General features: G+C 35.9%; 16 protein-coding genes. 2 read left to right on the top strand and 14 right to left on the bottom strand.

Annotated elements, in window-relative coordinates; all coding sequences use genetic code 11:
- Positions 1-15: 15 nt before the first annotated feature.
- Both CWS31_RS09805 and dbpA read right to left on the bottom strand, forming a co-directional pair.
- Positions 16-909, bottom strand: a complete 894-nt coding sequence (locus tag CWS31_RS09805; protein ID WP_101344076.1) for a DUF2884 family protein — start codon at positions 907-909, stop codon at positions 16-18.
- 171 nt (positions 910-1,080) lie between these two features.
- Complete coding sequence (dbpA, locus tag CWS31_RS09800) at positions 1,081-2,487, bottom strand: ATP-dependent RNA helicase DbpA (RefSeq protein ID WP_101344077.1); 1,407 nt, start codon at positions 2,485-2,487, stop codon at positions 1,081-1,083.
- 203 nt (positions 2,488-2,690) lie between these two features.
- Between dbpA and CWS31_RS09795 the strand changes: the two genes are divergently transcribed.
- Both CWS31_RS09795 and CWS31_RS09790 read left to right on the top strand, forming a co-directional pair.
- Complete coding sequence (locus CWS31_RS09795; protein WP_101344078.1) at positions 2,691-3,119, top strand: hypothetical protein; 429 nt, start codon at positions 2,691-2,693, stop codon at positions 3,117-3,119.
- A gap of 15 nt (positions 3,120-3,134) precedes the next feature.
- On the top strand, positions 3,135-3,287 hold the full coding sequence (locus CWS31_RS09790; RefSeq protein ID WP_101344079.1) for a DUF2986 domain-containing protein: 153 nt from the start codon (positions 3,135-3,137) through the stop codon (positions 3,285-3,287).
- Between the two features lie 231 nt (positions 3,288-3,518).
- Here CWS31_RS09790 and CWS31_RS09785 read toward each other — a convergent pair whose 3' ends face one another.
- The 12 genes from CWS31_RS09785 to CWS31_RS09730 all read right to left on the bottom strand — a co-directional run bounded on the left by CWS31_RS09785 (position 3,519) and on the right by CWS31_RS09730 (position 15,709).
- A complete protein-coding gene (locus CWS31_RS09785; RefSeq protein ID WP_101344080.1) occupies positions 3,519-6,632 on the bottom strand; it encodes an efflux RND transporter permease subunit in 3,114 nt (1,037 codons plus the stop codon).
- Positions 6,633-6,642: 10 nt separating this feature from the next.
- On the bottom strand, positions 6,643-7,890 hold the full coding sequence (locus CWS31_RS09780; RefSeq protein ID WP_101344081.1) for an efflux RND transporter periplasmic adaptor subunit: 1,248 nt from the start codon (positions 7,888-7,890) through the stop codon (positions 6,643-6,645).
- Between the two features lie 372 nt (positions 7,891-8,262).
- A complete protein-coding gene (gene hpf / locus CWS31_RS09775) occupies positions 8,263-8,619 on the bottom strand; it encodes a ribosome hibernation-promoting factor, HPF/YfiA family (RefSeq protein ID WP_101344082.1) in 357 nt (118 codons plus the stop codon).
- 339 nt (positions 8,620-8,958) lie between these two features.
- Positions 8,959-9,435, bottom strand: a complete 477-nt coding sequence (locus tag CWS31_RS09770) for a phosphatidylglycerophosphatase A family protein (protein WP_101344083.1) — start codon at positions 9,433-9,435, stop codon at positions 8,959-8,961.
- 151 nt (positions 9,436-9,586) lie between these two features.
- Positions 9,587-10,549: a thiamine-phosphate kinase gene (gene thiL, locus CWS31_RS09765; RefSeq protein WP_101344084.1), complete on the bottom strand. Its 963-nt coding sequence runs from the start codon at positions 10,547-10,549 to the stop codon at positions 9,587-9,589.
- Between the two features lie 38 nt (positions 10,550-10,587).
- Positions 10,588-11,004 carry a transcription antitermination factor NusB gene (gene nusB / locus CWS31_RS09760; RefSeq protein ID WP_101344085.1) on the bottom strand — a complete coding sequence of 139 codons (417 nt, stop codon included), beginning with the start codon at positions 11,002-11,004 and terminating at the stop codon, positions 10,588-10,590.
- Positions 11,005-11,181: 177 nt separating this feature from the next.
- Positions 11,182-11,646, bottom strand: coding sequence for a 6,7-dimethyl-8-ribityllumazine synthase (gene ribH, locus CWS31_RS09755; protein WP_101344086.1), 465 nt, complete (start codon positions 11,644-11,646; stop codon positions 11,182-11,184).
- A gap of 175 nt (positions 11,647-11,821) precedes the next feature.
- A complete protein-coding gene (locus CWS31_RS09750) occupies positions 11,822-12,607 on the bottom strand; it encodes an MlaA family lipoprotein (RefSeq protein WP_101344087.1) in 786 nt (261 codons plus the stop codon).
- A gap of 146 nt (positions 12,608-12,753) precedes the next feature.
- On the bottom strand, positions 12,754-13,224 hold the full coding sequence (locus CWS31_RS09745; RefSeq protein WP_101344088.1) for a DUF2802 domain-containing protein: 471 nt from the start codon (positions 13,222-13,224) through the stop codon (positions 12,754-12,756).
- Between the two features lie 95 nt (positions 13,225-13,319).
- Positions 13,320-13,814 (bottom strand): chemotaxis protein CheW, encoded by a 495-nt coding sequence (locus CWS31_RS09740; RefSeq protein WP_101344089.1) that lies wholly within the window; start codon positions 13,812-13,814, stop codon positions 13,320-13,322.
- Between the two features lie 274 nt (positions 13,815-14,088).
- On the bottom strand, positions 14,089-14,919 hold the full coding sequence (locus tag CWS31_RS09735) for a chemotaxis protein CheW (RefSeq protein ID WP_246143468.1): 831 nt from the start codon (positions 14,917-14,919) through the stop codon (positions 14,089-14,091).
- Between the two features lie 16 nt (positions 14,920-14,935).
- Positions 14,936-15,709: a ParA family protein gene (locus CWS31_RS09730; protein WP_101344090.1), complete on the bottom strand. Its 774-nt coding sequence runs from the start codon at positions 15,707-15,709 to the stop codon at positions 14,936-14,938.
- Positions 15,710-15,897 lie beyond the last annotated feature (188 nt).

The raw sequence follows: 15,897 nt of genomic DNA, 5'->3' as shown, positions 1-15,897 counted from the left end.
CTTCTTAACACGATACTAATTCGCTTGTTGTGTAACTTGTTTTCTAGTTTGATCGACAGTTTTAGATACTGCATCAGTTACCGACTTTGTTAGGTCTCTGTTTACATTTTTAGTCACCGTCAATACATTAATATTTTCCAGTGCTTTAACATTGGTTTTTAATTGCCACTCTAGGCTATCAATGTTAATTATTTTGGGACAAAGTAAATTCGATTCATTTTCTATGGTTGCCGTTCTTTTTTCTATTTCTTGCTCGATATTATCAGTGAATTTTTTTACTCGGGTATCAAAGGTTCCACCTTTACCATTGTCGAACATCATTTGTTGGCCTATCGCCATTAAAATGCTGCCCATAGAATTTACCACCGCATTTTGCACTGCGGTTTTAATGCGTTGTTCGAAATCTTTACCTAAGATATCCTCGCCTTCAATACCGTCGGTGCCAATGTTAATACCTTTTTCAATAGAAAGGTTGGTATCAACTTGTGAGCGAATTAATGTTAACTCTTTAGTTAGATCTTTTACTAATTGATTACCACTACCTAATAAACCATTAAACGCTGCATTGATCCCTTCTATAGCAGAATCAATACCATCGATAGCGACTTTTTTAACTTGCGGTACCAGTAATCGAATATCTTTATCATATTGGCTTACAATCGCTTGTTGAGTTTTGCTTAAACTAATCGTTTTCCCTTCAACCACCAATTTTGTGCCATTGTTTATTTGATACAAGATATGAGCTTTGTCATCTCTCTTATCCGCTTCTTGGCTAAAAATCGTGTTTGTAGAATCAATACGAACAGCCGCTGACAACTCAACATCACAGGACTGGTTGGCAGATGCGTTGGTTGATATCAGAGCAATCGATAAAGCACTTGTCAGCATACTTTTGACAAAAAAGCCCATTACGCTTTCCTTAGAAAATTCACCAATTGAAATAATAAATCAATCATCTACAAATGGCTAAAACATTAAATAAACCAATTTAGTTTAGATAAGAGTGAACAGGGAGAGAATCCACTCATCGGTTTTATGAAACAGTATTTTAAATAAACAGTTATAAATACAAAGTAATATCTAATTAGTTAAATGACGTGCGTTAAAAGTACGTCCCTTCATTTTACCTTTGGCTATTTTTTTCAAAGCAAGGTTTAAAGCAGGTTTAGTTACCGCCACATAAGCTTTATTATCAAGCACTAATATTTTACCTACTTGTGATCCTTGAATTCCGTTATCACCAGTAAGTGCGCCCAGAATATCACCAGGACGTACCTTTTGCTTTTTACCGCCATCAATTTGAATGGTAGCCATTACAGCTTGCGGGCGTTTGTTAGTTAACACGGCAGTTGACGGTAAATCAGCTGGTGAAATAACCGCTTCTAAATAATCTTCAAGCAAGCCCACTTTATAACTTTCTTTATCACTGTAAAGTGAATACGCTAATCCAGTGCTGCCTGCGCGCCCCGTGCGGCCAATTCTGTGCACGTGCACTTCACTGTCACGGGCTATATGGTAATTAATAACTAAGTCTAAACTATCAATATCTAAACCACGCGCAGCCACATCGGTAGCTACCAAAATTGAAGCGCTTTTATTAGCAAATTGTAATAAGGTTTGATCTCTATCGCGCTGCTCTAAATCACCATGTAAAGCTAATACACTAAAGCCGTCAAAGTGTAGGGCTTCAGCCACTTGTTGGGTTTCTTTTTTGGTATTACAAAAGATAACTGTCGATTCAACTTGCGTGTCTAGTAATAATAAACGCAGTGCATCAATGCGATCATCATCATTACCTACTTTAAAGAACTTTTGGCTAATCGTTGATTTATTTTCACTTGAAGCAACTTTAACCATCACAGGATCTGTCATGATACTTTCACTGATAGATTTAATTTGATCGGGGAATGTTGCACTAAACAATAAAGTTTGACGATCAAGCGGCGTACGGCCAACAATGTTATCAAGTGCAGCTTGAAAGCCCATTTCTAACATGCGATCAGCTTCATCTAGCACTAACAAATCAACATCATCTAACTGTAGCGTGCCTTTAATTACATGCTCTTCAAGACGACCTGGCGTACCAACAATGACATGAGCGCCATGCTCTAAGGAGCCTATTTGCGGGCCAAATGGTGTGCCACCACATAATGTAAGAATTTTTATGTTATGAACAGAGCGCGCAAGTCGTCTAAGCTCTTTGGCAACTTGATCTGCTAGTTCACGAGTTGGACAAATAACAAGTGATTGAATACGAAAACGTTTCACTTCAAGTTTATTTAATAATGCTAAACCAAAAGCCGCAGTTTTTCCTGATCCCGTTTTACCTTCACCAATAACATCTTTACCAGCAAGCATTTCAGGTAATGTTTGCGCTTGAATTGGGGTCATTTCATTATAGCCAAGCGACGCTAAATTTTTAACTAAATCCTGTTTTAAGCCAAGTGATGAAAAAGCTTTTGATGATGTAGTTGATTGTGTACTCAAAATAAACGCCTCTGGTTATATTATTTGCTAAAGTGCTTAAGCCATTTGTTAATGGTATTATTAAGCTAAAAATCATAAAAACTTCAGTTTTGCTTACCATGCAAACATAAAGTAGCCTAATCAACAAAGAAGAAACTTTCATGAAAAAGATATTGCGCGCATAATACCAGTAATTTTTGTACAACCCCAGTAACTTCAAACCTATGACAACAGATTCAAATCAATTAATCAGCCAGAAACTTCTAGCGCAATGGCAAACTTTACATAATAGTCATGAAGATTATGAAAAATATGCTTTAATAATCAAGATTGTAGCTATATTAATATGCTTAGTTTCAGTTATTTATTCAATATCAACCTTTGTTGGTCTGCTACTTTTAGCCACTCTGTGGTTACAAGAAGGTATTTGGAAAACCTTTCAGCAACGCACTGAAAGTGCGATAATTGCCGTAGAAGAGAAATTAGCGTTATTAACTACTGATACTGACACTATTCCTTACTTATTTTATACACAATGGCATGCTAACCGTTCAGGTGTTACAGCGCTTATTGCTGAGTATATTGCTAATGCGTTAAAGCCAACGGTTATTTACCCGTATTTGCCATTAATGCTTATTGTTATTATTTTTTAGCGTAGAGATATTAAAATGAATAGAAAAAAGAAAATGAACAATATTCTGAAAAAGAAAGTAAAAAAATCTAATGCAAAATTACATACTAGTAATAAACCTAAGTATGTATCGAAAGCAGAGCGAGCTAGACTTGCAGCAGAAGAAGAAAATCTGCAAGCGTCAGAGTAACGCGAAAAATATAATAAAAAGGGCACATAATTTTATGTGCCCTTTTTTTGGGTTTGCGCTTTTGTTGAAGTTAACTCTCTAATTAACCTGAGTTCTGGATAAGCAAAGTGCTACAACAGCCTTAATTATTCGTTTTCCCGCCTTGAAGGATAATAACTAAAACTATTGTAGATTCGTGAGTACAAACAGTTATATTGTTATACTTTACAATTTAATCATCCTGTTCTCAGGTTAGTTAAGATCAGATTCACCTTTAAACTTTTCACGCATTCGTTGCACTAATAAGTAAAAGTAAGGGACAAACAAGGTGCCAAATAAGGTTGCCGCAATCATCCCTGCTAACACAGTGACACCTAATGAAACACGGCTTCCAGCTCCTGCTCCCGTGGCAAATACAAGTGGTAAAACGCCAAGAATAAACGAAAAGGCTGTCATTAATACCGCCCGAAAACGCATTTTTGCAGCGTTAAGTGCAGAGTTAATAATGGTCTCACCTGCAGCTCTTTGTTCCATGGCAAATTCAACGATTAAAATAGCAGTTTTTGTCGAAAGCCCTATTAACAAAACCAAGCCTACTTGCGCATAAATATTATTTGCCATACCTATGGTATACAAAGCCAGCATAGCGCCAAACAGTGCTAGTGGTACAGCAGCTATTACAGAAAAAGGAATAGTCCAACTTTCATATTGAGCAACAAGGAATAAATAAACAAAGATAATAGCTAAGCCAAATAATATTGGTGCTAAGTTACCCGCTTCTAATTCCTGTTTAGACTGCCCTGACCACTCGTATATATAACCGTTAGGCAGGTTACTCGCTAACTCTTCCATTATTTGTATAGATTGCCCTGAAGAATATCCAGGAGATGCTTGTCCTGTAATACTTGCGCTACGATACAAGTTAAAGTGACTAATCGTTGTTGCACCAAGAATAGGTTTAACACTTGCTAAGGTTGTTAACGGCACCATTTCATTATCTTTATTACGTACAAAGTAAAAACGTAAATCAGTAGGATCGGCTCTATATTTACTTTCCGCTTGAATAGTTACTCTATAAGTACGACCGAATTGACTAAAGTCATTGATATATAATGAACCCAATTGCGCTTGTAATGTAAGAAATATATCAGACAAAGCAACACCTTGTGCTTTAGCTTTATTACGATCAACATCTAAAAAATATTGCGGAACATTGGCTCTAAAAGTACTAAAAACACGCGATAATTCAGGTCGTTGATTAGCTTCATAAATAAGACCATTCATTACTTGCGCTAATTCTGCAGGATCTCGCCCTTCACTGTCTTGTAATTTAAAATCAAAACCTGAGCTATTACCTAAACCTGGAATAGGTGGCGGATTAAACACCATAATTTGGGCATCAGGCATTGTCCATAATTGCCCCATTAACCTTGGAATTACCTGCTTTAAACCAAGCTCTGGTGCAGTACGTTCTTCCCAATCTTTAAGAATGATAATAGCCAGTGCATTATTTGAACCCGCACCACCTAATAATGAATAGCCTGCAACGGTAATCACGTCATCTACGGCAGCATCATTTAAAATAACAGGCGTTATTTTATCGACAACCGCTTGAGTACGATTACTAGATGCGGCATCTGGTAATTGAATATCAACAAACAAGTAACCTTGATCTTCAGCAGGTAAAAAACCTGTTGGAACTACTGATGTTAACCAACCGGCACTGATGAAAATTAAGCCAATAAAAAGTCCTACTCTGGCTAAACGTTTAAGTAAAAAGCCAACCGTATTACTGTACTTACCTGTCACAGTAATAATGAGACGTTCAAATGGAAGTAACCACTTAATTGGTTTCATTTTATCTGCACTTAACAATACCGTACATAGTGCAGGACTTAGGGTTAGTGCATTGATTGAAGAGATAATTACTGCAAAAGAAATAGTAACAGAGAATTGTTTATACAACTCCCCAGTTATACCAGGCATAAAAGCAACAGGAACAAATACCGCAAGTAATACCAAGGTAGTAGCAATAATAGGACCTGATACTTGCTCCATTGCTTTAGTTACTGCTTCTTTAATTGGTAACTGTTCTTCTTTTAAAATACGTTCTACATTTTCAATAACAATTATAGCGTCATCAACCACAATACCGATGGCGAGAACTAGGCCAAATAAAGTAATGGTATTAATTGAATAGCCCATCAAAATCATAAAAGCAAATGTACCAACAAGTGATACTGGGATAGCTAATGTAGGGATGATGGTCGCGCGCCAGTTTTGTAAGAATAAAAATACAACTAAGATTACTAACACAATCGCTTGGAATAAAGTCACCATCACTTCTTCAATAGAGCGGTTAATAAACTCAGTGGTATCGTATGGAATAGCGTACTCTAAACCATCAGGAAAGCGCTCAGCAAGCTTTAGCATTTCAGCTTTAACTAACGTAGCAACTTCTGTCGCGTTAGCGTCAGGCAATTGATAAATTACCAGGAAGGCTGTTTCTTTACCGTTCAGTCTTGCTTGAGTCGAATAATCTTCAGCACCTAATTCTAAACGTGCAATATCACTTAACCGAATAAAGTTGCCATTACGTTGAGCCCTAATAATAGTTTTACCAAACTCATCAGGTGTTTGTAAGCGCCCTCTTGCTTGAATAGAATACTCAAACTGTTGGTTAGGTAATGTTGGGCTAGCCCCTAATTTACCGGCAGCGACAATCATATTCTGCTCTTGTAGGGCTTGTTGTACTTCAGTTACCGTGATGCCAAGCGAAGCCATACGCTCTGGGTTCATCCAAGCACGCATACTGTAGGTCATTTCCCCCATGACTTCGGCTGAGGCAACCCCTTTAATTCGTCCTAATGGCTCTGTTAAATAGTTAGTTGCATAGTTACTTAAAAACAGTTGATTAATGCTTTCTTGTTCTGAAAAGAGGTTGATACCTAATAACATTGAACTCGATTTTTTCTTAACATTAACACCTTGTCGTGTTACTTCAGACGGTAATGAACTGGTTGCTAATGCAACTCTGTTTTGCACATTGACTTGGGCAATATCACCATCAGTACCCACTTTAAAGTAAACCGTGATGATAGCGCTGCCATTGTTTGATGCTGAAGATTCTATATACATCATATCTTCAACCCCATTGACTTGCTCTTCAATGGGCCTGATCACCGACTCTTCTACAATTTGAGCACTCGCTCCAGGGTAAACTGTTGAGATTTGAACTTGAGGTGGGGTAATTTCCGGGTACATATTCACCGGTAATACGTTTAGCGCAATTAAACCTGCCATAGTTATAACAATAGATATAACAAAAGCAAACTTAGGTCGATTAATAAAAGTTTTACTGATCATAAAATCGCCCTTACTTGTCAGCTTTAGCACTAGGGCTACTAATAGGCTCAGTTACTTTTGCTGAATCGACTGATTTATTATCAATATCTGAAATGGTACCTACCAAAGGATCTACATATTTTTCAACGGGATTAACTTCAACACCAGAACGAACTTTTTGTAATCCCTCAACAATAACTTTTTCACCAACACTAACACCACTTTCAACAGCCCACATGGCATTAATTCTTCTACCTAATACCACATGACGTTGGCTAACTTTATTATCTGCATCAACAATAAGTACAAATTTACCTTGTTGATTTTCTTGTACGGCAGCTTGTGGAATTAACGCTACTTCTTCTTTCTTTTTACTTTCAAGAGTTAAGGTCACAAATAATCCTGGAAGAATTATATTCTGTGGATTAGGAAAAACAGTTCGCAATTCAACAGTACCCATACCTTCAGAAATTTTGGTATTAGCAAAGTCTAATTTACCTTTTTCAAGGTATTCAGAGTTATTCGGTAGGCGTAATGAAATATCGAATTCAACCCCACCCGTTTTGTGTGCACCTTGATGCGCTTGTTGATAGGAAATATAGACACTTTCTTCTACTTGAAAACTAACATAAATAGGATCTGTTACAATTAGCGTTGCTAGCGTATTGCTTGTAGGACTAACAATATTACCTACGTTATAATTGACTTTACCAATACGCCCAGTAAAAGGTGCGGTAATGGTGGTATAACTTAAATTAAGCTCTGCTTTTTCAAGCGCAGCCTCTGCCGCCTTAACCGCAGATGTTGCTTGTGATTCCTCGGTAGTTAATCGGTCAAAATCAGATTGAGATATATACCCATCGTTAATAAGGTCATTAGCGCGTTTTAAGTTACTTTTCGCGTTATTTTCGCCTGATATTCTAGAACTTAAATCAGCTTTTGCCGATGATAAAGCGGCTTTATAGGCTGCGGGATCAATTTTTAAAAGCACTTGCCCTTTTTCAACAATACTACCTTCAGTAAAGTGACGTTCTAGTAACTCTCCTTCAACACGAGCCCGTAAATCGGCTGTTTTAAAAGCCTCGGTGCGAGCAACAAACTCACGATAGCCGCCTATTGATTCTGCTTTTATTGAATAAACAGATACTGCAGGAGCTGGTGGTTGCATTTTAACCTCAGGCTCTGAGCAAGCAGATAATCCAAAAGTAAAAGCTAAAATAGCAACTAATGAAGGTTTATTTATAATTATTAGGTTTTTTTTAAAAAAAATAGAGCGCATCAAATATTCCTTGTACGGTAATACTTTATAGTATGAATTAAACAGATTATTGCACAGCAAGCAGGGATATAGAAATTAATTAACCTAAATAGATTCAAATACCAATTGAAATAATGAATCAATTATCTTCAAATGGTCTAAATAATCAATTTCTGCGTTACGCTCAATCTCATAAGCCAGCAATAACTCAATCTCGCGCCTTGAACTTGACTATTTTTCCTCATTGAATTTTGCTCCATTCTTTAATTCATTTGGTATAATTCATCTTAGTGTATTAGGTTTGTATAATAAAGTTATCAAAAAAACGACAAAAAAAAACTGCGAACCAAGTTCAGCAGTTTTTATAGGGCTGTATTTCTTATGTTTTAGAAATTAGCTTAAGTCCATCTCTTGAACTTTTTCATGGGCAATTTCAGGCGTTGTTGCCTCAGGTTTAGCATGTAAATTAGCTTTTAATTGACCTTTTCTATGCTTCAATGCAGCATCTAATTTTTTAGCCGCACTTGCTATAGCTGGATACATAACCTCATCGCTACCTGTAGCTGAGATATGTCCGCCTTCATAATTTGTGGTTAATTCGACTTTAATTTTATGATGTTCTTTCGAAAGAATTACATCTAACGTTATGAGTGTTGGAAAATGACTAGCAATTTTAGAAAATTTTTCTTCTATATGTTCTTTGATTGTATCGTTAACTTCTACGTGATGACCAGAAAGATTTATTTTCATAGGTATTCCTTTTTTGCTGTTTCTTATTAGCTACTAATGACTATGTACCTAAATGGCAATTGTGTTCAATTATATTAATCGTTGAATAACAATGTGCCACTTAATATAGACTTGAGGGCAACTTATGCTAAAACAAGTAGGTAAACGAAATATTATCATTTAATTTCAAAGCTTATTACTTAGCATTATTTATCACCTGACTTAAAAGTAGCGTATAAATAATCATAATACTATTAATCTAAAGTAAGAAAATGTATCAAAAAATGGCTTCTTAATAACGAACTTACCATTAGTTATAAATTAAACTTGTAAATTAAGTTCTAAATGATGATGAGGTATTTAGCTAAAAATAAAGTGCATAATGACCAGTGCCAATATCCCAGCAAGAATATCGTCAAACATGATCCCAAAGCCACCCGTTAATTTTTTATCTGCGACAGAAATAGGCCAAGGTTTGACAATATCTAAAACTCGAAAGAGCAAAAAGCCAACTAAAATACTTTGCCAACTTACCGGAATCATAAACATGGTAATAAAAAAACCAGCAAACTCATCCCAGACTATGGCTCCATGATCATGTACACCAACATCACTTGCTGCTTTACCACAAATATAGACGCCAGCGATACAAATCACTAAAACGATTAGCCCGTAAATTAAAGGTGTTAGTCCACTCAACAATAAAAATAAAGGAACAGCTGCAAGCGTGCCAAAAGTACCTGGCGCTTTAGGGGCTAAACCACTACCAAAACCTAAGGCCAAAAATTGTATAGGGCTAGCAAGGTTAAATTTAACTTTTACACTTTTCTCTGACATGTCACAGACTCTTAACTGGTTTGTTTACTGTTAGCTGTTGTTGGTTATTGATAAGCTTAATTCTTATTCCGAAATACTGAACATTAGTTGATACAATTAATGTTCAGTAACGCATTTTTATTGAAACTATGAGCAACTATGACTAACAGTGTTAATCTGAAAAGTGTTCGAAGCCATTCGCTTTAATAGACGTAGGTTTATTATTTAATGTGGTAGAAATAGTACGTGAGGTATTTAATTGACCAATACAAGTAATAGGCGTACCAGCATGTGACATGGCCGTTTCCATACCTACCTTATTATCTTCTGAGACAGTAAATAATAACTCGTAGTCATCGCCGCCTGATAATGCTAATGAAAGAGCATCATCAATCAGTAAGCTTTCGCGCATAATTGTAGAAAGTGGTATAGCATCAAGTACAATATTAGCGCCAACATTAGATGCTTGGCATATATGACCTAAATCAGCAATTAAGCCATCAGAAAGATCAATTGCGGCAGAGGCATACTCTCGTAATGTTTGTCCGGCTAATACTCTTGGTTTTGGAAAGTCGAGCTTAGCTTTAATGCTGCTAATATGTTGTGGTTCTAATTCCACTTTACCGGTAATTTGCTGTAATGCTAAAGCCGCATCACCAAGATCACCCGTAACATAAAGCCAATCACCTGCTTTAGCACCAGATCGTGATAAGTAACTATCTTTAGGGGTTAACCCTTGAGCAGTGATAGTAATACTTAAGGGGCCTTGGGTGGTATCACCACCAATAAGTTGTACATTGTAAAACTCACACAACTCAAATACACCTTCAGCAAATGCTTCTAACCAAGCTTCATCAACTTCAGGTACAGTTATAGCTAAAGAGATCCAACTAGGCTTTGCTCCCATTGCTGCAATGTCTGATAAATTGACTGCAACAGCTTTATGACCAATAGCTTTAGGACTTGTATCCAGTGGAAAGTGTACACCAGCAACTAATGTGTCGGTGGTGACCACTACATTTTGATTTTCAATTGGCGCTAAAACAGCACAATCGTCACCAATACCAAGCACTACATCTTTACGCTTAACTAACTGTTTACTAAAGAATTGTTTTATTAATTCGAACTCTTTCATACTAAGCCTTTCGTCACTAATATAAATATATTAATAACTTATTCTTCAGGGCGAATTAACTTAACTGTTTTATCTAAAACACCGTTTACAAATTTGTGACTGTCATCAGCGGCAAATGCTTTAGCTAATTCAATAGCTTCGTTGATAACAACACGATAAGGCACGTCAGTACAATCTTTAAGTTCAAGTACAGCTACACGTAAAATGGCTTTTTCCACCTGATCTATATCATCAAGAGGACGATCTACGAAGGGTGAAATAGCAGCATCAATATCGGTAATCTCAGAAGTAACACCACGTAATAACAATTGAAAATATTCAATATCAAAGCGACGTTTGCTATTTTCAGCGATAAAGTTAACTTCAATTTCCTTCGCTGGGTTTTGACTAACTTGCCATGAATAAATTGCTTGTACAGCTAGTTCACGGGCTTTTCTTCTAGGAGACGGTTTCAAAATATGTTTCACTTTTCTTAATATAGTTAATTAAACTTAACTCAGGTTACTGTATTTTTTCAGTCGATAAGATTACCGACTGAAAAATTATGAGCATTAAACATAGCATCAATTATTGATAATAATTTGCCATAAAAGCACTGTTCATGTTGAGCTAAGATTAAATAGGGTAATAGATTATATTTGATCTAATACATTAACCATTTCTAACGCGCCTAAAGCTGCTTCAGCACCTTTATTACCGGCTTTAGTGCCTGCACGCTCAATGGCTTGTTCAATAGAATCTGTGGTAATAACACCAAATGAAACAGGAATACCTGAATCTAAACAAACTTGCGCTAAACCTTTATTACTTTCACCTGCAACAAAGTCAAAATGCGGTGTGCCACCACGAATTACCGCACCAATTGCGATAATTGCGTCACATTCACCTTTAGCCGCAACCTTTTTAGCAACAAGCGGAAGTTCATAAGCGCCAGGTACACGAATAACAGTAATATCGTCATCATTTACATTGCCATGACGTTTAAGGGCATCAATTGCACCTTCTAATAAACTGTCTACAATAAAGTGGTTAAAACGTGATACTACGATTGCGAATTTTTTGCCTTTCGCTTCAAACGAACCTTCAATAATATTCATTTAATAATTCCAATATGGTGTGTCTAAAAAATTTGCCGCAATTCTAACAAATTGTTACCTGCATAGGTACTCGTTTATTATAAAATTCGCTTATTCAGCAAATTCTAATCAGTTTTTTATTTTACTATTAATGCCTAGCTCTTAAACAAGGCATTAATAGCAAAAATAGTTATCCCTAAAAATCATCAAGCAATGCGTCTATTTCAGCTTCTTGTGCTTCGTCAATTATAATTGGCGGGTTACCATCATGAACTTTATAATTCATGTTTTGAAAGTAAGCATTTTTAATGAATGAATAAGGATCTGCAGACTCTAAAACCAATTGCTCTTGATCTCTTACCGCCGCACGTTTTTCTAAACCTAAAACACCTAAACGTACCATATTAGGCCAAAAATCGATGACTGCCATCGGCCAATATAGACCATCAACATAATCCCCAACCTCTTCTCTTACTGAACTAGGCCCTAAACCTGGAATTACAAGGTAAGCACCATCAGGAACACCATATACGCCTAATACCTCACCAAACTCTTCTTGTTCAACTGACCAGTCAAAATCACTCGCGGGGTCATAAAACCCAAATAAACCAATAGTACTATTAAGTACAAATCTGCCAGTGCTTTTAGCGGCATCGGTAAATTTTAATTGCAATATATTATTAATAATACTGGAGGGCTCATTTAAGTTTAAGGCCATATTGTACAAACCAGACCGTAAAAAAGGCGGTGTATAAGCGGTATAAACTTGTGATGCGGGTTTAGCAATGTACTTATCTACGTAATCCCAAGTAAAAATCCAAAAAGGTCTATTGATCACCTCTAAAGGATCTCTAGGATCACCTGAGGTAGTAATTTTTCCATTACTATTCTGTTGTTGATCAGCGGTAGAAGAACATGCTGATAATGTTAGAATAATCGTAAGGAGTAATAATTTAGAAATGGAAGTTATGGCGGAGTTCACTGGGCCTTTATCCTTGCCTATATAAAGAATATATTTAAAAACGAGGCAGTCTAACATGGAATGAATATTAGGGTGAATAAGGATTTAATTTAAAACAGTCTTATTTGTATTTCCTACATTCACATAATCACACTGCTAATAGGTGATTATTGCGAACGATTACGCTGTTGATAAACAGACAATAACATTTCAACTTCAGCTCGAGGTAGTTCACACTCACTCATTATTTCGTCAACATCAGCACCTTTAGCTGCAAGTTTGAAAGCTCGATTATAGAACTTATCTTGCCCTTGATTTTCTTGCCATTGAGTTAAGCGTTGCTCTTGTTCAACCATTTTTTGTTGAAGATTTTTAATACGTAGCTCTAATTGTTTAGTTACTTGATTATTTTCAGTGGTTTCTTGGTCAAATGCAGCTTTCAATATATCTAATTGCTGTTGAGTTTTGTTATTAATTCCTTGTAATTCATTAATTAAAAATGATGTACTTTGCACTTGGACATCTAACAAGACCAATTTCTGTTTATAATTCTTCAACGAAATAAAGAAAATAGTACTACTTAATAGCACTAAAAATAACGCTGAAATCGCAATAATTGGACCTGCTAATAATGACATTGGTACTATGTGCCTTAATAAAACGCTGTATTTCTAAAATGAAAAAGCCTGTAAATACAGACTTTAAATAAATATCAGTTTAAATAAAAATCTTATTAAAACTGTTTTAATTCATCCCACTCATCATCTGACAATAATTTATCTAAATCAACGAGGATAAGTAGTTCGCCATCTCTATTTGATACACCTTGAATAAACTGAGCACTTTCTTCGTTACCTACATTAGGAGCTATATCTATTTCTGATGATTTCAAATAAACCACTTCAGCAACGCTATCAACCAAAATACCAATCACTTGTTTTTCTGATTCTATAACAACAACACGTGTGTTATCTGTAATATCACAAGGTTCAAGACCAAAGCGAGATCGTGTATCAATCACGGTAACAACATTACCACGCAAGTTAAGAATACCTAACACATAAAGGGGTGCTCCTGGTACTGGGGCTATTTCACTGTAGCGTAAAACCTCTTGAACTTGCATAACGTTAATACCGTAAGTTTCATTTTCTAACTTAAAGGTAACCCACTGTAACACTTCATCATTCACTTCAGTTTTATCGCTGGTACTGCGTCTTATATTAGACATATTATTCGCCTCTAAAATTACTTACTTTTAAACTGTCTATGCTTATTAGTTTAGTCTAATTTAACCCAGACAGGGATAATTTACTGTTATTGATATACCCACTCTACTGAAGATCTAGGATTCAACTGATATTAAAAACGTCGTATAGCGTGTTTCTAAATCTAGCATTGGGAAAGTCTGAGTCCCCCCTGCTTTACATCTATTTTTAAAGAAGCCCCCTTTAATAAAACATGCTGTGGTTATAAATTACTCAGTCTTCCTGAGACAATTATCTTCAGGTGACGCTGGTATAAATATCGCTTCCTTTATCAAGCAATTCAATCAAAGCACTTACATCAAGTAAGGCACACATTTTTTCTTTGACTAAACCCGCTAACCACGGTCGTTTGCTACTAGTATCTAACCATTTAACTTGATCTTGAGATAGTACAACAGTATCAACTAAATTCTCCGCAAGTAAACCCCAATTACTATCATTAAGCATGATAATATATTGATAGTTTAGCGAACTTTTTAATGTTTCGTCACATTTTTCTGGCATGACCCATAAGGCAGTGTCTACCACGTTAATTTTTTCATCACGATGCAGCATTACGCCTTTAAACCAGTCAGGTTTTCCCATTAAACTAGTTGTTTTATCAGCTTTATGAATACCACCCAACTCAATTAACGGCACGGCAATGATTAAACCCGCCACATCAAAATACATGGCTTGAAAATCACCTTGACGATAACTCTTTTCTTTTAACTTTGAAAGTTCATCAATACTGTCATTTACCTGAGAGGGTAAATTCTCAAGTTTAGTTAGAATTGTAGCGTCAAGATCGTTTTTTACTTTATGACTTAGCTCTTGTCTTCTTTCAGTAACTTCTACTTTAACTTCTAAAGCTGCGATTGAAGCATCACTTTTTAGCGGTGTTAACTGCTTAGGCTCACTAACTGTTTTTAATAGTTTTTCTAATGATTTATTTTCTTTATGTGCTAGTGGCTTGTTAAATTTAGGTTTAACATCACGCTGTTGTGCTAACTCAAGATCAGGGTCTGTTAACAACTCTGACAAATAAGTTTTCATCACATTTTTACTAGCGGTTAACGATTTACTCATTTAACGTACAACCCCATTACTTTTTCACTATTTGTTTATTTAAAAAATTCAATAAGCTTTTATACGCTAAAGTGCCACGAGAGTTAGGTGCGTAATCTGATGGAACCCGCTGTGCTGAGCTAGCATTTCTCAAGTTTGTATCAACGGGAACAACACCTGGCCATATTTTATTAGAATACACTTCTTGTAGCTTTTTAAATGCTAAAATAGAGGCCGTAGTTCTTTTATCAAACATAGTAGGCACAATAGTGAATTGAAATTTTTCAATTTGTTCACCTTGCATAATTTCCATTGTTTTTATCATACGGTCTAAACCTTTAAGCGCTAAAAACTCTGTTTGCACTGGAATAATTATTCTATCTGCTGCGGCTAATGCATTAACCATTAATACCCCCAAAACAGGCGGGCAATCAATTAGAACATAATCGTAACAATCAACTACTTTTTGTACTGCCTTTTTAAGCACTAATCCCATACCGCCTTTAGCGCCCATAGAGCGATCTAATGTGGCAAGCCCCATCGTGGCTGGTAAAATATCGATATTCGGATACTGAGTTGGACAAAGGGTTTGTAATATCTGCTCTCTTGACGATACTTGACTAAAAAGTTCATATACACTTAGATCAAGATCTTCAGATTCTATGCCAAAATAATAACTGAGTGATGCATGTGGATCGGTATCAACTAATAATACCCTATGTCCTTGCTCTGCAAGTATTCCCGCAAGAGAAATAGTTGTTGTGGTTTTACCAACACCACCTTTTTGATTTGCTACAGTCCACACTATCAAGAGTACTACTCACTTAGTTAAATTTAGATAAGTTAAGTTTAGTTAACTTAATCTATTTAAATTTATTTGCAATAAGTTAACTTCATCCATTATTTAAAAAGGATTACGCTTTACCTGCCTGTAATTTTTTACCTTTACACTGGCCGTATACTTATAAACTTACACTGACTAAACAATGATTATTAACA

This window comes from Colwellia echini, assembly GCF_002843355.2.
GTDB lineage: Bacteria > Pseudomonadota > Gammaproteobacteria > Enterobacterales > Alteromonadaceae > Colwellia > Colwellia echini.
Note: the sequence above shows the minus strand (reverse complement) of the source record. Positions and strands in the feature narration are given on the sequence as shown.